Genomic DNA, 20,795 nt, shown 5'->3' with positions numbered 1-20,795 from the left:
ATATTCTTAATCCGTATACGTAACCTTCGTATCCAATTGTTACGATCCATACTTAGCCCTTCCTTTATTATAATCTCTATTGATATTTTCAGTAATTCCGTTACTTTACATCCAATTTCTATATCTTGTAAAGAGTTTTCGTAGAATTAAATTGGGAGTTGTTAAGAATTCCTCATTAGATACTGGAGTAACTTCCACTTTAAAATCATCCTGTTGATTAGTTGAATAAAAGCGTCCAATTTTTTGAAAGACTGCTCTCTTTTCTTTATCCCAATGACATTTTATATTTGCATATACATGTTCTTGTTCCTCGACAAAAAAGCCGAATGGATCGTTCTCATCCACTCAGCTCTTAGGGTTATTTTACAATAATTTGTATAACATCGCTTCGATAACTTACATATACCAACTGGCATCATATAAACCTGTCGTAACAACGCTATTATTCAGAAAGTGTCGGTTCACCTGGCGCCTCATTTGCAAGCAGCTCTGAACCATCGGAATGCCGTTCGAACATAACTGCGTCAACTCTCGTATAGATCATATCCGCAGGAAGCGTTGGCGGGTCTACCGTTGTAGGAGTAACCCTGGTTAACCGGACATACTCGCTACCGTCACCCGTAAAGTCGAACGTTCCTAGATTAACCCAACCCGATGAGCCGACCGTTGCATCGATATAGGTGACCTCGGTACCCGTCTTATGCTTCACTTCCACTTTGACATTATTATCGTTTGCCGTCGTATGGACGAGCTTGTAGATCGAGACCGTATATTTCCCCTCTGGAAACTGGCCTTTCCACGTTGCGGATGATCCTTGAACTGTAGAGTAACGGGACTTAACCCCAATTTTATATCCGGCTAAATTGCTTTGACTCCAAGACCCTTCTGTCGTGTATAACCCAGTTGTATTTGTACTATCGACGATAACCGTTAGGTCCTTGATCGTGATGATCAAAGGCGGTGTGGTTAAGGTCACTCCGTCAATCGTGACAGTAGCCCATACCTCAATGTGATCCGTGTCCCCATCGAGATTTAGAAGGGTCAACAACCCACTGCTATCCACTTCGGCCAGATCCGTACGATCAACGAAATACTGCACATTGGCCTGTGTTAGATCACCGATCAAACCGTTATCCAAATAGCCGGTTACGCTCAGTTGTGCGGTTTGAGTCATCTGCAGCTCGTTCCGATCGGACAGGATCACAGCAGATTCCAATTGCGGTATCCGGTTCGCGTCTACCCACATGATCGCATCGGCAACAACCCTGGACTTATTGGCCTTATTGGTTAGTTCCACGTACCCGCTATCGCCTGCGGCAAAAGGATAATCCCCTAGATGCACCCAAGTACCATTCGCTGTTGTCTCATCAACAGTAACCGTCTCGGAGCCTCCGCTATAATAAACGGTGAAAGAGGCATTCGTTGCCCAATTTTCACTCGCAGCGGTGATTTGCGGAATCTTGTAATACACACTGTAAGTGACACTTTCCGGCAGCTCAGGCCGCCATCTCATTTTACTTGTCGCTGCGCCGGTCGTAGATTTGGCATACACATAGTTATCATAGTAATAGTTGTCAGCCGTCGTATCCCTTATCCAAACGCCTTCTGTCTCCGCCTCCGTATTATCCACAACGATAGATGAACTATCCTGCCCATCGGGTTGGACTGGAGTTTCCGTTACCTCATCAGGCAGATAAAGTGTCCGCTTGCGGGTCTGTTTCCCCTCCGATTCCACGTAATACGTGAAGGTTTGGGATAAATCATTCACCCGTATCGACCATTCCATCGGGTATATCGTATCTGGGATGGTCGTGTACGTGGCCCCGCCATCCAAGGAATAATGGATTGTCGCTGGTTTCGTCGTTTTTGCCTGCACATAAGCATCATAGACCGTTTCGTCGGGCTTAACCATCAGCATGCCTTTAACCGCATCAATTGGACTGTGGGTATCAAAGAAGTAGCTTGCATCCGATGTATCAGCCGTTCTGACCTGATGCAGCGGCACATTAATGTTAAGTCCTTCTACAATGATAGCGGTGATGCCCTTACTTGAAACCGTGGCTTGAATGATTCCGCCACTCATAACTGCTTGCTCTGGTGTGCCATTGTCGCGGATAATCGTTACGGTATAATCTTGTGCCGGGTTGAATCCAATGATTTGTTCATTCAATTCGATCGGAGTTTGAACTTCTTCTGACGATGCGTTGCTTAGCCCGATGTAGAATTTATCCCCACTCTCACCCGTTATCCAGTTCAATTGAGGATGGTTGGTCTTAATAATCCCCTTGGGCATCCAAAGCCAAACGTCGGAATTACCATAAAATTGACCTGGTTTATTCCCATAGAGGTGATATTTGAACCATAAAAAATTCGTTTCAAATACAGAAGGAAATGTAATACTCCCGTTCGATTTCAATGATTGTTCGCTGATCAAATAATCCATCGTTTGCCCGAGCTGCCCCGGAATATGGTGATAATAGATGGATGTAGCCCCGCTTGGGCCTTCCAGAGGAAAATCCGGTTCAAGTTGGCTAACGGCGAAGCCCTTATAGTAATAACCTGGATAACTGGAATATCGACCAATCACCGCATTATGAGCAATATCCTGCAGCAGTTTATCCCCTGTATAGAGCGACAATCTCAGCATGAATGGAGCTTCCTGAGCATTCATCCGATAATAGCCGGTTGTACTTCCTGCTTCAAACGTCAATCCGCTCGGTGAAACAAGCCAACGATCCGCTTGAACGCCTCCGGCTATATCTTCTGGAAGCTTGAGCCTAGGATATTGAAATTTACCACTTTCCGGCCAATGGAACGACTCCGCGTAATTATATGTCTCAGGCTGCGGAATCGTAACGTTACCTTCAGGAACTGGACGCGCAACGAACATGGTTGCATACCGTTTGGCTTCCTTATAAGCGGCATCCAAGTATTTGGGATCCTGAGTTTCCTCATATAGCTCCAAGATCTCCATCCACAGCTTGCTATAATAATAGATGAACTCATTTTTACTCACATCCACAGATGCAGGCGTATCAATATGCTGCAAGATATAGCTGTCGGCTGCATCCTTGGCAGCCTGTAGATACTGTACCTCTCCCGTCATACGATACATCATCAAGGGCTGAATGACAGGCCCCCGGTCTTTCTGGTCAGGGTCACGCATGAGGTACTCTTCCTGTGCCAGCGCTCCAATTCCTGCCGAAGTGCCCATCATCTGATTGACAGCGGCTACGCTTGAAACATCGAACGGCAGAGTAGCCATTTTCCATAACGAAGGCACACCGTATACTTTCTTCTGCGTCGGCGACCAACCGATACCATTTCGCGATACGCCATACTGGACGGACGGCAGTGCTCTCGTATCGTAAAGCTGGTCATCCCCTGTCAAATAGTAAGCCCCCAAAAGAACCGCATTCGAGCTTGTTCGGACGCTATCCTCGTTTTCGATATCAATAAAGCCCTTGGCACGGCTCCACCACCCGCTGGGTGACGGGATATAATTAACAGAGTCGTCCCCTTGCGGCTCAATCTTAAGCAAATCGATCATATTAAACATCGCGTCAGTAAGCGACTGATTGGACACATTTTCGCGGTATGCTGAATAACCGTACTCATTGCGAAGAATATCCGCGTAGGACTCATACAGATTGCTTTTTTGAGCGATTAGCCCCATATGAAATTGATAAGTGCTTTCTGCGATCATTTGCGAATAAGTCCCTAATTGAGGCGCATACAGGATTGGCTGCACGCTGCCTTCGTTGTTGACCAGGCTCATGCCAAGCCGTTGTTTCGTAAGGCCTCCCGTCGGTTCAAATTCAACCGGAAGCTCTTCCGAAGGTACAAATACGCCATACGTCAATGGACTTCCCGAACCATAATTCTTCTCAACCAGGCTCATCGGCGCGCTCAGCTCTCTCAAGCTTGTTGATTCCACTGTACCTACCATTTTGGCATGCGACCTGAATCCATTTAACACTTCATTGATGCCGGAGACTGCCTCTGTTGTGAATGACTGATATCCAATCACATAATTACCGTCGCGGCGAGGCGTAAAGGCGAAAGAAACATCTGGTTTATCCCCTGCCATGGACCAGTTCACTTCAAAATCGTAATCACTGCCATGCGTAGAATCGGTTAATACCGCCGTGTGGCTGTCGGGAAAATGGACACCGTCGAATGTAATCCAGCGTTTGTTCATCGTATCGTAGTAATTGGTTCGGCTGCCCGCATTCCCATCCAATAGAACCCATTGCTCCTCAAGTCTTTCTGACACATTATTGATTGGCATCCAGTTTCCCGTGTCCGTGTTCTTGTAGAACATGTCACGAACGATGGACTTACCTCCATCCCATGCTGCCTCATAGAAAGTCACTTTATAGTTTTCATTTTCGATGCTGCCTTTTTCCGTGTAACTGAGATTCGCTAAGGTGCGGCTCCGCAGCGGGGGCAACGGTGGTGCTTGCTGCCGGATATTCCCTTCAAACTTGACTGCATCGGCCCGAGTAATAATCGTACCTGTCGTAGGTTGCGTTCGAGTTAGCCTGACAAATTCGCTATCATCACCACTAAACTCATATTCCCCCAAATCAACCCATCCAACTGATGGACCTGACGAAGGTCTAAGATCCATAAACTTAACATCCGTAATCCCGTTATGAACAATCTCAATTTTCACATTACTATCTGCTTTATCCGCCCAATCCAGCTTATAGAACGATATTCTCGCCGTCCCTGCTTTCAAGCGTGGATTCCAGGTGATGCTTCTACCTACAGCATCCGTATATTTGGAACTGGAATTATTGTATCCCTTTACTCCTGCGCTTGTGGTCCAATAAGGAGCGGAGAACCCGTTATTGATGTTGCCTGAATCAACAGTGACGACATTATCAATTGTGAGGCTTCCATCATCTATGATGATCGTCTTATGTGGCTCTTTCTGCCTTATATTCCCTTCGAACTTGACCGCATCAGCACGTGTAATGATCGTGTTCGTGGTGCTGGTAGACCGGGTCAATTTAACAAATTCTTCACCAACCCCGGAAAAATAGTACTCTCCCAAATCAACCCATCCCGAAGGAGCGCCAAATGAGGGTCTCAAATCTATAAAGAGAACATCCGTCGTTCCATTATGAACAATTTCGATTTTTACATTACTATCTGCTTTATCCGCCCAATCCAGCTTATAGAACGATATTTTCGCCGTTCCTTCTTCCAAGCGTGGATTCCATGTTATCGTTCTGCCTGCTGTACTTGTATATTTGGTGCTGGAAAGATCATACCCCTTCACCCCTGTGCTTGTGGTCCAATTTGGAGCCGAATATCCATTGTTCTCGTTACCTGCATCAGGTGTCACAACATCATTAATCTTAATGCTACCGTCATCGATGATAATCGTCTGATAAGGTAAGGTCTCCGCATAAGCGGCCCTTATTCCGATCAGGCTGGAAGGAACTACTATCGTCAACATGAAAACGATGAAGAAAAACAGCTTCCTTTTGACCATACAACTCACAGCCTCTCCTATTAATGATAACGCTTCCAAAAAAAAAGATGCCCCTTTGCTCAAATGATCGTAAAAAAGCAATTAACCTAGCCTTCTGGCTAATCCCGCTCTGTCGTTTCTATCTTAGCATGTCACATCACCGTGAAATTTCTTTCATTTTAAGAATTTCTTATAAGATTTTAAGTAAAAGGCTAAGTTAAATTCTAATGTTGATATTTGACCATAAGAAAACCGCCTTGGTGAAAAGGCGGTTTATTAAGCATTCGTTCCCCATTAGTGGAATGAGCAGTATAACTTAAATTATTAAAACTTACGTTTATGGTAGGGGATACCATCGCCATCTTCACAATAGGATTTGAGACTATAAAGGAAAATGGCCCAGTTGTAGTTACAGGAGCGATAAAATGGCGTTACTTCTTTCCAGTTCATATGACGCAAAGTAATAAAAGACTTCCCGTTCTTCTCTTGAATATCAAAGGAGATCATCGTGCCAATCCATTCTGGATCTGAATCTATACACTGCCAAACGACTTTTTTATTCGTGATCAATTGCTCTATTCTCATCTTCGTTATGTCATTGCTGCCAAATCGAAATTCATTAATAAAGCCAATCTGATTATTAATAATGAGTTCATTGGTCCATATTTCCGATAGTCCTTCAGCGGTGGTTAAAGTTTCATAGATCTTCGACGCTGGAACATGTACGGTTTGCAAGTGCTCGATATTGGCCATGCCTTACTCCCTTCTAACTGCAATAATTTATGTTTAATGCTTATGATAACATATGAAGAATATATTAGTTTCTTTTGTCTTCAAGCGGCTATGATGTAGGTCTTCCAAGTAAACAAAGCTTAATGATCCATTATAATGGCGGCTGCACCAATAGCAACTTCCCAAGCTGAATGACCGTTTGATCATACCAAGCCGGATGTTGCCGAACGTGCTCTATACTTCTTTCATTGCCGCTTGCCTCAAACACTGCCGCCTTGTCTGTCTTCTCTTGATCGACTTCGAAGCGAACTGTATGTTTCCCATTCGGTAGCTCTGGCAAGAAAATATATTGATTTCGATTATGATCGTTATATGATGTGAATCGATCGATAAGAAAGGGTTCCCCTCCATCCACTGACACCTTCAATCTGCCGGAATCCGGCCCCCCAATATCGAATAATCCGATGTGGGTTCCCTCAAACTCCACTGTGATCGTCTCTCCGGGATCGACTGCTCGCCATAGACCGGGGAACAACCAATCGTACTCACGCACTAAAGGAAAATCATCAGGGGTCATGTAAGACCACCCTGCGGAAAAATGAGTAAAAATATCCAGTGGCAGCATGGTTGCATACTCCCAAGGATTGGCCGGGACCAAAGGGTCCTGCGGCAAGTGATGTTCGACCTTTCCCACGTGATCTCGAAGTTCTCTGATTTTCTCAAACGACCGGATGATTGTATCTGTGTAAATCTGATGTCCTTCGGGAATAGTTGGATGGATCGAATCATGTGTAAAAATAACGGCTCCGGGGATGGACACGTCTGCCCTTGAAGTAAAAATAAGCTTTCCATCCGAAACCAATTGACTGACCGCTACGCCCAGATGAATCGAAGGAATACCATAATAGCCCGCGACTTCATCTTGCATAAGAGCTCCCTTCTGGTATTCGCCGGATTGAAATGAGGTCAAATCCCGCTCCTTAACCGTATATACAAACAGGATATCGGTAAAACGGCTCCGCTTGCGAATCTGTCGGACAATCCCTTCGATTCGCGCTTTGGATTCGGGAACTCCCCCATCGTTTCCAACAAATTCAACAAATACGAGATCAGGCTGATGACTCAGTACATCTGTCTCCAAACGGGCGCAGCCGAGGTCCGATCCTGTCCCATCAATGCCTGCATTCACAGAGCGGATATCCGCATTGGGATATTGCCCTCGCAGCCAATCCGCCGTCATGATCCTGTATCCTTCAGAACGAGTATTACTGCCGCCAAAATAGACGATTGTTACTGTTTCCCCATTTTCCAACTTTTGAATGACATTAGGCAGCCCTCTTCGAGGGAAAAATTCCTTCATCCTGACTTCACCCGCCCTCACTTAGCGTTTTTAGGAGCAAAAAATTTTACAGCAAACACTTCATAATAAGGCGAACCATACGTTGCAGAGAAATCAAACCGGATTCGGGTTACACCTTTTGCATGCACCCGATGTTTATTCAACGAAAGATAATTACCACGGATATTAATTTCACTCTTGGTTCCGTCTTCTAAGGTTAAGATCACATCATAATCTTGAATCAATGGCTCGATCGGATCGTCGAAATGCTCCAAATTCAGCTGCGAATTGAAAACAAGATGGATTTCATCCAGATTCTTGGGGCTTGCAAAACCAAATTCCAACCATTCCTGTCCTTCCGAACGTTCAGAAATCCAGCCGTTCGGCAGACCATAAGGTCTGGAGAAGCCGTTGACGACATTCGCGGGATTATACATATCCTGGGATGGTATCAGATCCTTGAAGCAAATGCTTCTGTTGAATTTCTTCAGTCTGGACGGCTCTTCCGGTCTATAATAGAAGCTCACCGCTCCTGTCATTTTTTCTTCATTGCCATATACGGCAAGGCTCGCCGCACCTTCCAATACGATGTAGATTTTGTCGTCAGCTGGCTTCTTGCAGCTGAGGTCCAGTGTAATCCAGTCATCGTGACCCGCTGAAATCACCAAGTTGTAGCCTTTCAGCTCGCTGGCGGGAATATAGTTTTCCTTCCGCTCCCCGCCAAACAGCTTCACTTGCAACGTTTCCGAATGCTCGGATCTATTTTTAATTTTGATCTGCACGCTTTCAGCCACGGATGTCTGAATCGGCAAAACCAAACATAACGCTTTCTCCAAGGAGATCTCTTCGGTTGGATGAAGATGTTCGTAGCTTCGCTGAGACGAGGCACGAATCGTTAATCCGTCAGCAAAATAAGGATCCAACTGCTCTTGAAGCCCTACAATCGTTTGCCCGTCTCGAAGCAGCTGTGTCTGAAGCTCACCCATATGCGCTTTGACGATGGCCGCGGGGTCTGTCTCGTATTTTACGCATAACGCAGCAGCCGTTCCTACCGCCTGGCCCATACAACCACAGGTTGCCATCACCCTTGTAGACCCGAAAGCCACATGGGTAGCGCTTATATTGCGGCCAGCGAACATGAGATTGGGAATATTACGTGAAAATAAGCTGCGGAAAGGGATATTATACAATCCCGGCACGAAATTCCATGCTGTGGCCGGTCCTTCATCGTAAATGCCTTTATTCGCATGCAGATCCATATACCATCCTCCGACGGATACAGCATCTTCGAAATGAGGCTTTACTGTAAGATCGTTCTGAGACAGCATGTGTTCTCCGATAAACCGCCTCGACTCCCGCTTTCCCGGAATCGGGCATACATAATCCAAGATGAGATTGTCTACATCATCAAACTCGCCGCTATTTTTGATATAATCCCATATCCCGTACACCAATTTCCGCAGTTCCAATGCGATGTCTTCATTATGCTTGATAATATCCATATGTCCGCCGTATTCCAGCCACCACAATCCGCCAAGCCCGTTGATTTTCCTTGGAAAAGACCGATGGTTTAAGCCTTTTCTGATACTATCGAAAAACTCCAGCTTCGTAATATCATACGCAAAGCCAGGCCTTTTGTAAGGAACGGAATAGTTTACGTCACGGGCTTGAAACAGAATCGTATCGCCCATGGTGTAATGATCCGCCACTTCTGGAGCGAGCTCCTCCTTGTACTCATGCTTCGCCTCTCTTCCCCATCGGAAGTCAGCACCTGCTTGGTATCCAACAATTCCATCACCGGAGCAATCGATATAGGTTGGGCTTTCAAAACGAAATTTTCTTTCGGAAGCTAATTGAAGGCCCTCCACCCATTGAATTCTGCCGTTCTCCATGCCCGTTTCATGTACACATGTATTCAGAAATAGAGAAATGTTAGGCTCATCATAAACCATGTCGAGCAAGACCGTATCCGAAAGCGAAAGCATAAGCTTCTTGTTGTATAACGGATTATAATGAAAGATCTTCAGCTTAAGTTCTTCTACCAACCCGCCCTCGCGGGCATAATAGGATGGACTGTTTCCGAGATATGCCGACCCGTTGATATGAACTCTGACCTCGCTGCTCGCATTTCCCCCAAGCACCGGCCGATCATTAATTAGTGAAACCTGCAGACCTTGGCGTGCAGCTGCAATGGCAGCGCATATCCCTGCAATACCTCCACCTACGACGGTTACATCTGCTTTCATAAGCTCCATTTTGATAACCTCCATGATTAGATGCTTCTATCATGGTAATGGTTTTGGCCCTTTTTTTTTTACAGGATTTCGCGAAAAAATCATACATTTTTTTCATCCTTATTTGGATTCGTACCGTGTCATTTTTATCCGATATTGCTTAGGTGTATCACCCGTATATTCTTTAAACAGTTTGCAAAAGTAACCTTCATTGACGATGCCTACTTCCTCGCACAATTCCAATAAAGAATAATCCCGGACGTTTAACAACTCGAGAGCGAGATGGATTTTTTTACGGTTGATGTAGCTGATCACGCCTTCGTTCATTGTTTTTTTGAATAAGCTGCTAAAATACGATGGCGCTAGATTCACTTCCTCCGCAATTGCCTCCAACGTTAAGCGTTGTTTCAGGTTTTTCTCTATAAAATGCATAGCACTCATGATTTCTGCACGATGTAATAGTTGGCCCGCGTGTACGTATTCGAATGTGAAGTCGCCAATATAGGCGAGCTGCTCCTGAAAAGCCATAAATTCCATGGGGAAGTCTGGAACTTCCGTGGCCATCTTGTCCCCCGATTTAAACTTTAAGGTAATGTCTCTGTTCAAGTCTCTAATCATTGGCGCCATGATGGACTTGTGGATTTTATGGTCCGAAACAAATTGCGACAGATCGGCAAGTGCATTCTCCAGCTCTTCCTTGGAAATCTTCCTTTTCAGCCGTATAAGAAAATCAGCCAGCTTCTGCTGAAAGTCTGCTTTTTTGTCATTATGGTATTGGAACCGATGCATCGGTGTTTTTACTACTTTCTCGGTATGATAATAGAAATCCTCACTCACATTTTTAGCTTCCGTGTACGCCTGTTTGATCGATTCCCAGCCTCGGTGTGGACCTCCAAAAGCGACGGATACCCTTTGATTCAAATATTGATGCAAATGAGAGACGATCTGCCCTCCCAAGGATAGGCAAGCATATTCCGTTTCCATATCACTGCGATTATTTTCCCAGGATAGAAAGCCAATAAAACGATTATCGGACAGATCCGCAGCTACCCCACTACCACCATTCATCACCGTTTCTTCGATGATATTCGTAATCGCATATTTCAAGATGTTTTGATCTGCGGCAGCGTATTCGTTTCGGAAACTTTCATACGTATTCATTTCGACGATGAAGCAGCAATAGTTGGCTTGAAAGAAATGAAACTGCATGCGATTAGCAAAATCCGATGCCCGATGAGAAGGAATTTCGCCTCTGATCAGTTCGTTAAAAAATTGCTTGCGCACTCTATATTTATTTTCAAGCACGGATACGTTTAACGATTGGAATTCCGCTTCTTTTTTCTTAAACTCATTTAAAATTCCGGCTGCCTTATCCAAAGCTCGATTCAAATCCGCTTCCCTCAGCGGAACCTTTACAATGTACTCCAATACGTTGGCTTGAATAGCTCGCTGGGCGTATTCAAAGGATGAATAGGCGGTCAAAAGTATGTATTGGGTATGGGGGAGCTCCGCCTTGAGCTGCTCAATCATGGAGATTCCGTCCATTCGCGGCATAACGATATCGGATATGACGATGTCCGGCTTAAGTTTTAAAATCTCCTCGATCCCATTCAGCCCATTATTCGCTTTGCCCACTAGAACAAATCGCTTATCCTTATGAGAGAGCTCATTAAAAAACAATTCCAATCTTTGAATAATCAGGTCTTCATCGTCAACAATGAAGCAGGTATAGTCTCTCACCATTATGCATCTCCTTTTTGCAATTCTGCCGGGAATAAAGCGCGTACACGGGTTATTTCCTTAGGTATGCTAATGATTTGCAGTCCGAATTGATCTCCGTAGTGAAGTCTTATTCGGCCATGAATATTATTTAGCCCGATTCTTTTCCTTTTTACTTCCATTTCACTAGGTTCTGAGATTAAAATATGCTTTATTTTATCAGCTGGAATTCCCTCGCCTTGATCAACAACTTCTATGATGACGATACCGTCCTCCCTGTACGCATGAATCGTAATAGGTCCCTCAATTCCCCCTCCGTTATAACCATGGAAGATGCTATTCTCCACAAGAGGCTGCAGCAGCATTCGAAAAACCGGGAAATCCATTAACCCTGCTTCGATATTTTCTATCAAGTGGAAGTTTCGGTTATACCGAATGTTCTGGATCTCGATATAGTCCGCTACATTGCGTAGTTCCTGACGTAAGGAAACCTTCTCTGAAGCATCGTCTATCCCGTATTCCAATAATGAAATGAGCGATCCGATCACCACATCTACTTTCTCTATTTGTCCGAGACGTATAACGTTGCTGATCGAACCAAGTGTGTTATACAGAAAATGCGGGTTAATTTGAGACTGCAACACCTGGATTTCCAACTTCCGCTCAAGCTCATTATGAAGCTCGGCTCGCCGAATCAGTTCCACAATTTGCTGCAGCATACGATCGAATGCTCGTGAAAGATCTCCAAACTCATCGTTTCGATTAATCGTAATTGTCGTTGTGAGTAAGCCTTGCTCCACTTGCTTCATTTTTGTTTTGAGTGTATAGAGTGGATTCCTTATATATTTGGCAACCAAAAAGGAAATGAACAAACTTAAGAGAAGACCTGCAACTAGAAGCTCAATATAATAGGTTTCCAATCTGGACAAAGCTGCTTTTAAGCGTGATTCATCATTGATTGAGATTATGGTCCAGTTGAATTTCTCCGTTGGTTTTTTCAGAAGGGAGACCGGAATGCCATCCATGGTATGCAGTTGAAGACTTGTTTCTGTCGTATCCAGGATTTGTTCCGCTGACGTTTCCCCGATCGAAAACGTATGATCTTGAATATTCAGTAGTCCTTTATTTTCAGAAAATCCGGCAATGATTTTACCTGACGCTGTGATCAGAGCCAGATTCATTTGTTCTTGTTTATTAATCTTGAACAAGGTTTCTTCAATGGCATTTAGATCCAAGTCAACCGCAATGGCCATAGGAAACGGAGCACCATTCAGATATCGAACCATCGTAACGGTCCAGCCGGAATACTTCGATTTGTAAGGTTCACTAACAAAGGTAGTCCTTCTGTTCTTGTCAGCCGCATCAAACAAAGGTTCCCTTTCAGATAAAGGTTCATCGAATATTCGAGTAGCTGTACTTCCGCCTAGAATGGATAAATCGCTTTTGATCAAATAAATATTACTGACGTAATTACTATTGAGTTCATACAGTTCTCTTAATTGCTTTTTAATCACTTCCGTATTGTCAATATTGGCTTTCACTGATGTTTCGACTGAGAAGAGAATCGTCTGGAAGGAGGAAAAATTAACAGTGAAGTACTGGTCTACCTTGTCAAGGATTTGGTTGGTGTAAAAAATGTCATTGGTTCTTATTTCCTTTTGGACATAGCGATAAGACAATTGGCTTATCAAGATTATGCACCCTAATACAAATGCAAACACGATAAAAAATAATTTTAAAGGCAAGCTGATTCTTCTTCGCATCGATCATCTTCCTTTTAGTTCCGTTTTAAACTAAGAATAGCATATGCTAATAAAGAGAGGGGCTACGAATAGCCACTCTCTTCGTTTATTTATTTTACTTGATAAGGCCGGCTTCTTTAAATTGTTTGATTGCTGTTTCCTTATATTTCTGCATGTCAAACTTGGTATCCAGCGTTTGGAGGAAATTGTCCCAGTTGGAAAGAGGCTCTTTGCCCGTCATAAATTTAACTAAACTTTCATTAATGAAACGTGTGCGATCAGCATCCAAGGTATCGCTGGGGTCTGGGGTCAATAAATTTCCGGGCAACGTTGGCCCCACATATTGCTGATTGTCCTTGAAAGCTTCCGCCGTCTTAGGATTCTGGAAGCTGAAGTACTCCGCATCATCACCACGGCGCGGCATTCTATAATGATCGACCCACAGGTACTTCTCTTTCATTTCCTTCGATAACTCGGAGGTTTTATTTTTGATCTTGCCGTCCACTACATCCCAATGAATACCTTTAATTCCGTATGCAAAATTCGGATAAGCTTCTTCGTCTGTAAAGAGATAATTCAGCATGGACAAGATCCGAATGATTTTGTCCTTATCCGCTTTCGCGGAAATAGCCCATGAATTGCCTTGGAATGATTTTCTCTCTACAATTTGATCACCGTAAGGACCTTTCATCGGAGGAATGACGATCCATTCCGGCACCTCGCCACTAATTTCTTTCATTTTCTGTTGATAATCCGGCTCCAGCCTGCGGGCATCTCTGATCATGAAGCCAACTTTACCCTTAAACATCTTTTGGTCCAACAGATCAGGCGAATTCATCGTCACCCAGTCTGGGTCTACCACTTTGGCTGCCATCATTTTGTTAATGTAAGCAAGCGCCTCTTTCATTTTGGGATCGATAAACAGGAATATCGGTTCATTATCTTTTATTTCAATGGCCGAAGGAGGATTGACGCCAAACATCCACATCAAGCTATCGAAGCCGTAGGTTTGCAGATTACCTTCTTTATTCATACCGCCGATGAATCCGTACGTATCGTTTTTGCCATTACCGTCCGGGTCTTTCTCTGTAAAGGCTTTCATAACTTCGAACAGCTCATCCGGTGTCGTTGGCACTTCCATATTCAGCTTTTTCAGCCAATCATTGCGGATGAAAAAGCTTCGGCTGATACCGTTAACATTATCATAGCCTGGAACTCCGATCGTTTTTCCTTGATAGGACATTGCCTCCCATGAGTCGTTGCCAAACCGTTTCTGTAATTCAGGGAATTGATCCAGATACGGTGTCAAATCCGCAAGAACGCCTTGGTCGTAATATTGCGCGAGATCAGCCCGACTCTTCAAGAAAATCAAATCTGGAATATCTCCGCCTGCAATGAGCGTATTCAGTTTGGTTGTTGCTTGCCCAGCTTGAGGAATCATCATATCCAAGTCGATGTTCATCTCTTTTTCTAACATTTGACGTTGAACATCTTCATCACGTGGAGGTACCGGAGCAGCAGCGTTGAAAGTGCCTTGGTTAAACATTGAGATTTTCATTTTGGTTGCAAACTGGCCAGACTGCCCTTGCGAATTACTCGAAGCTGTCGATGTAACTTCTTCATTTCCCCCACATCCTGACAGTAGCGTTCCCAATCCTAAGATTGCCGACAGAATAGCAAACGAAATCTTCTTACGCTGCATATTGACCTCTCCTTTGCTTGTATATTATCACGGTTTCACCGTAATAAGTTAGGTTGGAACACCTTTTAACCTTTAACGGATCCCAAGAGCACACCTTTGGTAAAATGCTTTTGTAAAAATGGGTAAACGATCAAAATCGGAACCGTTGTCACAACAACTGTAGCCATCTGCACAGCGAACGTACTTACAGCTCCGGAATTGGCGAGCGACTCAGCGCTTTGTGTTGCGACGTTAAGCAGGATGTTGCGCAAGACTACTTGAAGCGGCATGAAGTTGGAATCATTGATATAAACAATAGCATCAAAATAACTGTTCCAATGCCCCACTGCGTAAAATAAAGAAATGGTGGAAATGACGGGTAAAGACAGTGGTAAAATGATCCGCCATAACGATTGAAGTTCACTTGCACCGTCAACCCTCGCTGATTCCTCGATTTCACCAGGCAATTGCTCGAAAAAGCCTTTAATGATCACCAGATTAAATGCACTAATGAGATTCGGAATAATCAATACCCACGGACTGTTTAGCAACCCCAGAGAGCGAATTAGTAGATAAGTCGGAATTAACCCCCCACTAAACATCATGGTAAACACAATGAATAGTAAAAACGGACTGCGTCCCGGCAAATATTTTTTGGATAACGGATAAGCTGCTAAGACCGTAAATAACACATTAAGCATCGTGCCTACAATCGTTCGAAACAACGTAATTTTATACGCCTGCCAGATCCCATGAGAGATGAATACTTCTTTATAGGCCAGAAAGGTAAAAGATTCTGGTATAATAACAATCCCTCTTCTTAACACTTCCGATTCTGGCGTCACTGAGACAGCAACCACATATAGAAAGGGTAGTAAGCAAAGTAGTGATAAAAAAATAAGAATAACATAAACGACTGATTGCCAGACTTTTTCCCCGATTGTCAAATGGATCATATTAAAAACCACCTCACCAAATTTGCCCATCGAATTTTTTGGCGAGCTTATTTGCTGCCAAAACTAAACCAAATCCAATGACAGCTTTAAACAATCCTACAGCAGTAGCCAAGCCAATCTTAAGTCGCTCCAACCCTTCACGGTATACCCATGTGTCGATAATGTCGATCTTCTCCTGGTTAAAGGTGTTGGCAAACATGAATATTTGGTCAAAGCCAGCATCCAGAATATGGCTTAATTTAAGGATCAGCATCAGAATAATGACTCCTCGAATGCCGGGTAAAGTGATATGCCAGAGCTGTCTCCATTTGGAAGCGCCATCCATTCGAGCCGCTTCATATAAGCTTGGATCAATACCTGCTAATGCGGCGAGGTACAGTATCGCTCCCCATCCAATGTCCTTCCATATTTCAGATGCGATGACCAGCAGTCTTCCCCAAGCAGGCTCCGTTAGAAATGAAATGGGCTGGAAACCACTTTCCTTCAAAATCATATTAAAAAGGCCATCGCCTGGGGCTAATAATGCTACCATCAATCCATACACAATGACCCAAGACAGAAAGTGGGGTAAATAAGTAATGGTTTGTACGATTTTCTTAAACCATTGGGTATGAACTTCATTGAGCAGTAAAGCAAGTAAGATGGGAGCAGAGAAACCGAACAATAGCTTATACAGCGATATAACAATCGTATTTTTCATGATGTCCCAGAAATAAACGCCGTTCATAAAATCCGTAAAATTTTTGAATCCCACCCACGGGCTATCCCATACTCCCAAAGCCAGGTTGTAGTTTTTAAAAGCAATCAAGATTCCCGCCATAGGAATGTATTTGAATACGGCAAAGTAAATTAAGGCCGGTAATAAGAGAGCATACATCACTTTATACTTTTGTATCGTCTTTATCCATGACTTCCGCTTTTTGGAGAGGGGAATGGCGTCCGCTGCCAATTTCACTTGCATATCATCACCTCGTCTTTGTTTGTATTTGTATATTAGCACCCCTCTATCGGATAAATTTCTGAAATTTCAAGAATTTCTTATAAGATATTAAGGAAGTGTGCCTTGGATCGTTCCAACAGCTCATCCCGGGAAGCGGGACAAGAACTTGTACCGCTAAAATGCTTACGAAAATGAATCGAAGTTTCAAATCAATAACGTTGAGAATTAGCAAAGCCAGTTGCTTTATATTTGCAAAGCAGTCTGGAGCAGAAAATACTTACACAGCAGAACCATCTACTACCACAATTATTGATGGTAAATATCAATTAACAACCCATATTCAATATGGAGAAAAGTATCCAAGGAGTTTTTTAGATATCATTACACCAGATGGTCAATTTGACGAAGAACATGCAATTTATGCAGCAAAATGGAAAACAGTACGGGATTAATGTGAATAATGTAATCTTTGGTGGGGAAAGTGCAGGTGGATTTATCGCTGCAGACTTTGTGACAATTCAAGCTAACCCTGAGTATGCGAAAGAAATCGATATTAATCCTGTCATAGAGCTTACGGATATCAAAGCTTTAGTATTAGAAGTACCCATTCTTGACTTTAGTCGGGGACATAGAATCGTAACCGAAGACATCGTGACTGACTATATTTTCGCTCAATCAGGGAGTGCATACATTGGTCAGCCGGTGGTTAGCGCTGATAAGATATCTTACAATCATTAAATGTAATACCAAGAGCGACGAGTAATTTCCCTCCAACTTTTATAACGGATGGAAACACGGGGACATTCCCAGATCATGCTGAGGATTATTATAACCGCTTAAAAGAATTAGGAGTCAAGACAGATTTATATATTCCTGATATCAATGAGAGCAAAGAAGTTCATGGAAATATGAACACGATTGATACTAAGGCAACTCGAACTTATATTCAGAGAAAACCAGCCTTCTTGGATAGTTTAGATTAATGATGATAGAAATATAAAAACAAAAAAATCGTTGCCTAAGTACGAAGTAGGCAACGATTTTTTTGTTGAGTATAACATTGACAGCAAGGCGTTTGATTCATTCCAGTTAGGGAACGTAGTGAACATTGCATCAATCAGGGTAATTAAACAAACACTTTTCATTTTTAAAGATAACTTGGAACATTCCCACCAAGAAATTCATGGTTATATATATCGGAGATTTTTTCCAGCACACGCTGCGCATTTTCTGTAAATTTCAAGTCCGCAATCCGATCTTTGAACAGAAACACGCCGGTCTCATTGCTGTTTTTGCCCAGAGCTCCCTCATATAATAGGTTGGCTCCATGAGTAGGCGGAGAGGAAAAAAACTTCATAAACAGTTCAAACCCTGCGGTCAGTCCGGAATCTTTTCCTTTTCTTAGCGTGTTGTTAATGCCCGGGTCAACGCTGCGGATCTTGATGCCTTCCTTGGCAAGCTGCGGTGCGACGGTTTGGGTCCACAACGAAAGAGCCAGCTTTGAAGTCGCATATGGTCCATACATTTTGTGGAAGGTTTTGGGATGCTCCAATTTTTCGATCGTAAACTCCTTCGTAAATCTAAACACCTGCGATGAAGTGTTAATCACCGTTTTTAAGCTGCCGTTCTTCAACAGCTCTTTCAATTCCATCAGAATAATATAAGGAACGACCGTCAACAATTCATAATGCAATTCGCGGCCTTGTTTCGAATAGCGCAGCTCACTTAAGCCTCCTCCGGCGTTGTTAAACAAAATATCGATCCACTGTTCCTTGCTTTTGATTTCTTCCAAAGAGTGTCTCAAGCTGCTATAATCGGTGAGATCCTTCACTTTATAGGCTCGGAGCCGTCCGTCCTTGAGATGATTTTGGAGGAATCTATCGTCCGCTGGAAAATCCGACCGGTTCAAAGCAACCACCTGCCAGTTCTCCGACAACATTTTCCGGGTCAATGCCAACCCGATCCCGTTACTTGCGCCTGTAATCAGTGCAATATGTTCTCGTTGGTTCTTACTCAATGCATGTCCTCCTTCATTCAGAATTTCATCGGTTATATGTGCTCATCAGTCGGAGTCGGGCAGGAGGATCAGTTTGCCGTGGGCACCCCCGCTCTGGCTGATTTCGACAGCTGAACGCCATTCGTCGAGTTCGAAAGTTTTGGCGACCGGAATCGTGAACTTGCCGTCTGCTGCGTACTGGGCAAAGTCGCCGACAACGTCATAACGCAGGGTATGTTCTTCTCCGTAGCTGGCGCGAGCGCCAAATTCAACGGCCGCGGCGAAATCGCTGACGGTTAGGACGCGCTGGGGATGCCCATTGACGATATGGATCAGATCCATCATTGCGCCGCTGATGGGTGCGGTATCCAGAACAAGGTCAACCGGCTGCTCCGCCAGTTCGGTCACTCGCTCGACCATTCCATCATCGTACGAGGTCACCAACGCTCCCATTGCGCGGAGTTTGTCGGCGTAGGTGGCACCAGCGGTTGCGACCACATGAGCACCGTGCATAAGGGCAATCTGGACGGCGGCGAAGCCTACCGTTGTTCCAGCTCCGTGCACTAGTATGGTCTGGCCCGACCTTAACCCGAGAGTATCAATGCCTCGGTAGGCGGTTTCGACCGCCAATGGCAGTGCTGCAGCCTGTACGAAGTCGAGTCCGTCCGGTATGCGGAACCAGTAGTACATGATCGCCCGGTCGGACGCACCGGCGCTCGATCCACCCATGAAATCGGCGGCACCCAGAACGGCATCGCCGATGGCGACATCGGTTACACCCTCTCCAACTGCGTCTACAATCCCTGACACGTCCAGCCCAATCCCGCGAGGCAAGGGCAGTTGACCGGCAAAGTGTCCTCGACACATCCCCCAGTCAACCGGATTTAACCCACAAGCGCGTACGCTCACGCGAATGCGTCCCGGGCCTGGTTCTGGGATTGCCACCTCCTCCAAACGCAAGACATCGGTTGGTTCGCCGTAGTTGTGGAACCGGATTGTCCGCATGGTATTCTCCATTGTGATGTTCCCTCCATTTTGCTCTGATAGAATCGTGTTCTTGTGAAAACAAACGGTCTTCCAAAAAAAAAAACGAAATCCTAAACTATAAAGTTCACTAGAAGGCAGGGTGTCTTGAGGGGAAAGCTACATGAAAATTCATGACCCTCCTGCCCGCGCTTTAAAAGTAATGTGTGCGAACTGAGGGCGCTCAGATCTGGGAACCGCCTCCGTCGACAGGGAACTCAGCCCCGGTGGTATAGGTGGCCTCAAATGCCAGGAATGCTACGGCTTTGGCGACCTCGACTGGATCGCCGAAACGCAGCATCGGGATCTGCTGTCTTATCTGCGCCCCGGTCTGTTCTGCAGCTTCCTTCGGCATCGACCTCTCCAAGATGTCGGTGTCAATGGGGCCGGGGCTGACCGCGTTGACGCGAATCTTCCGCGGTAACAGCTCGCGGGCCAGACTGCGAGTCATGGAGCGCAGCGCTGCTTTACTGGCTGCGTACGCACTGATCATCGGGATACCCAATACGTTCGTGATAGAGGTGGTGAGCACCACGCCACTTCCTGCGTTTAGCAATGGGGCGAGTTTCTGCACGGTGAAGTACGGACCTTTGGCGTTGATTGTAAGTAGCTCGTCGTACACTTCTTCGGACATTGACTCGAAGGGGACATAGCGCGTGATACCGGCGTTAACGAACAGTGCGTCGATCATGCCGAACTCGGCCTTGACCCGGTCGACCAACTCCTCGATATCCGTCAACGACGCGGCGTCGCTCAGCAATGCGACAGCGTTGTTGCCGAGTTGTTCACGAGCCGCATCCAGCGTCTTCTGAGTACGTCCAGTAATCAGAACGTGTGCGCCTTCATCCACTAGCAACTTCGCCGTCGCAAGACCGATTCCGCTGCTACCTCCCGTGATCACGACCTTTTTGTCAGAGAATTTGCCTTTACTGAATGGTTCCATTTGAA

General features: G+C 44.8%; 14 protein-coding genes. 2 read left to right on the top strand and 12 right to left on the bottom strand.

What is annotated here, in order from left to right:
- Positions 1–442 precede the first annotated feature (442 nt).
- From ACFVQB_RS18760 to ACFVQB_RS18720, 9 genes are all read right to left on the bottom strand, one after another.
- Positions 443–5,506, bottom strand: a complete 5,064-nt coding sequence (locus ACFVQB_RS18760; RefSeq protein WP_379441994.1) for a golvesin C-terminal-like domain-containing protein — start codon at positions 5,504–5,506, stop codon at positions 443–445.
- 303 nt (positions 5,507–5,809) lie between these two features.
- On the bottom strand, positions 5,810–6,238 hold the full coding sequence (locus ACFVQB_RS18755) for an SRPBCC family protein (protein ID WP_113056434.1): 429 nt from the start codon (positions 6,236–6,238) through the stop codon (positions 5,810–5,812).
- A gap of 130 nt (positions 6,239–6,368) precedes the next feature.
- A complete protein-coding gene (locus ACFVQB_RS18750) occupies positions 6,369–7,577 on the bottom strand; it encodes an SGNH/GDSL hydrolase family protein (RefSeq protein WP_379441991.1) in 1,209 nt (402 codons plus the stop codon).
- A gap of 17 nt (positions 7,578–7,594) precedes the next feature.
- Complete coding sequence (locus ACFVQB_RS18745) at positions 7,595–9,811, bottom strand: FAD-dependent oxidoreductase (RefSeq protein ID WP_379441990.1); 2,217 nt, start codon at positions 9,809–9,811, stop codon at positions 7,595–7,597.
- Positions 9,812–9,910: 99 nt separating this feature from the next.
- A complete protein-coding gene (locus ACFVQB_RS18740) occupies positions 9,911–11,533 on the bottom strand; it encodes a response regulator transcription factor (protein ID WP_379441989.1) in 1,623 nt (540 codons plus the stop codon).
- Positions 11,533–13,200, bottom strand: coding sequence for a sensor histidine kinase (locus ACFVQB_RS18735; RefSeq protein WP_379441988.1), 1,668 nt, complete (start codon positions 13,198–13,200; stop codon positions 11,533–11,535). Before ACFVQB_RS18735 ends, ACFVQB_RS18740 begins: the two co-directional genes overlap by 1 nt.
- A gap of 166 nt (positions 13,201–13,366) precedes the next feature.
- Positions 13,367–14,953: an extracellular solute-binding protein gene (locus ACFVQB_RS18730; RefSeq protein ID WP_379441987.1), complete on the bottom strand. Its 1,587-nt coding sequence runs from the start codon at positions 14,951–14,953 to the stop codon at positions 13,367–13,369.
- Between the two features lie 65 nt (positions 14,954–15,018).
- Entirely contained in the window at positions 15,019–15,888 is an 870-nt protein-coding gene (locus tag ACFVQB_RS18725) for a carbohydrate ABC transporter permease (RefSeq protein WP_379441986.1), read from the bottom strand.
- A 13-nt stretch (positions 15,889–15,901) separates the two neighbouring features.
- On the bottom strand, positions 15,902–16,849 hold the full coding sequence (locus ACFVQB_RS18720) for an ABC transporter permease (protein ID WP_379441985.1): 948 nt from the start codon (positions 16,847–16,849) through the stop codon (positions 15,902–15,904).
- Positions 16,850–17,019: 170 nt separating this feature from the next.
- Between ACFVQB_RS18720 and ACFVQB_RS18715 the strand changes: the two genes are divergently transcribed.
- Both ACFVQB_RS18715 and ACFVQB_RS18710 read left to right on the top strand, forming a co-directional pair.
- Positions 17,020–17,280 carry a hypothetical protein gene (locus ACFVQB_RS18715; protein WP_379441984.1) on the top strand — a complete coding sequence of 87 codons (261 nt, stop codon included), beginning with the start codon at positions 17,020–17,022 and terminating at the stop codon, positions 17,278–17,280.
- Positions 17,249–17,566, top strand: a complete 318-nt coding sequence (locus ACFVQB_RS18710; RefSeq protein WP_379441983.1) for an alpha/beta hydrolase family protein — start codon at positions 17,249–17,251, stop codon at positions 17,564–17,566. Before ACFVQB_RS18715 ends, ACFVQB_RS18710 begins: the two co-directional genes overlap by 32 nt.
- Positions 17,567–17,975: 409 nt before the next feature.
- On the opposite strand, the gene ACFVQB_RS18705 is transcribed toward ACFVQB_RS18710, so the two are convergent.
- The 3 genes from ACFVQB_RS18705 to ACFVQB_RS18695 form a co-directional block, all read right to left on the bottom strand.
- Positions 17,976–18,845, bottom strand: a complete 870-nt coding sequence (locus tag ACFVQB_RS18705; RefSeq protein WP_379441982.1) for an SDR family NAD(P)-dependent oxidoreductase — start codon at positions 18,843–18,845, stop codon at positions 17,976–17,978.
- 45 nt (positions 18,846–18,890) lie between these two features.
- Positions 18,891–19,841 carry an NADP-dependent oxidoreductase gene (locus ACFVQB_RS18700; RefSeq protein WP_379441981.1) on the bottom strand — a complete coding sequence of 317 codons (951 nt, stop codon included), beginning with the start codon at positions 19,839–19,841 and terminating at the stop codon, positions 18,891–18,893.
- Positions 19,842–20,031: 190 nt separating this feature from the next.
- Positions 20,032–20,790 carry an SDR family oxidoreductase gene (locus ACFVQB_RS18695; RefSeq protein ID WP_379441980.1) on the bottom strand — a complete coding sequence of 253 codons (759 nt, stop codon included), beginning with the start codon at positions 20,788–20,790 and terminating at the stop codon, positions 20,032–20,034.
- Between the last annotated feature and the right edge of the window lie 5 nt (positions 20,791–20,795).

The sequence above is a fragment of the Paenibacillus sp. NPDC057886 genome (assembly GCF_042796655.1).
GTDB lineage: Bacteria > Bacillota > Bacilli > Paenibacillales > Paenibacillaceae > Paenibacillus.
This window is presented reverse-complemented; position numbering and strand designations above follow the sequence as displayed.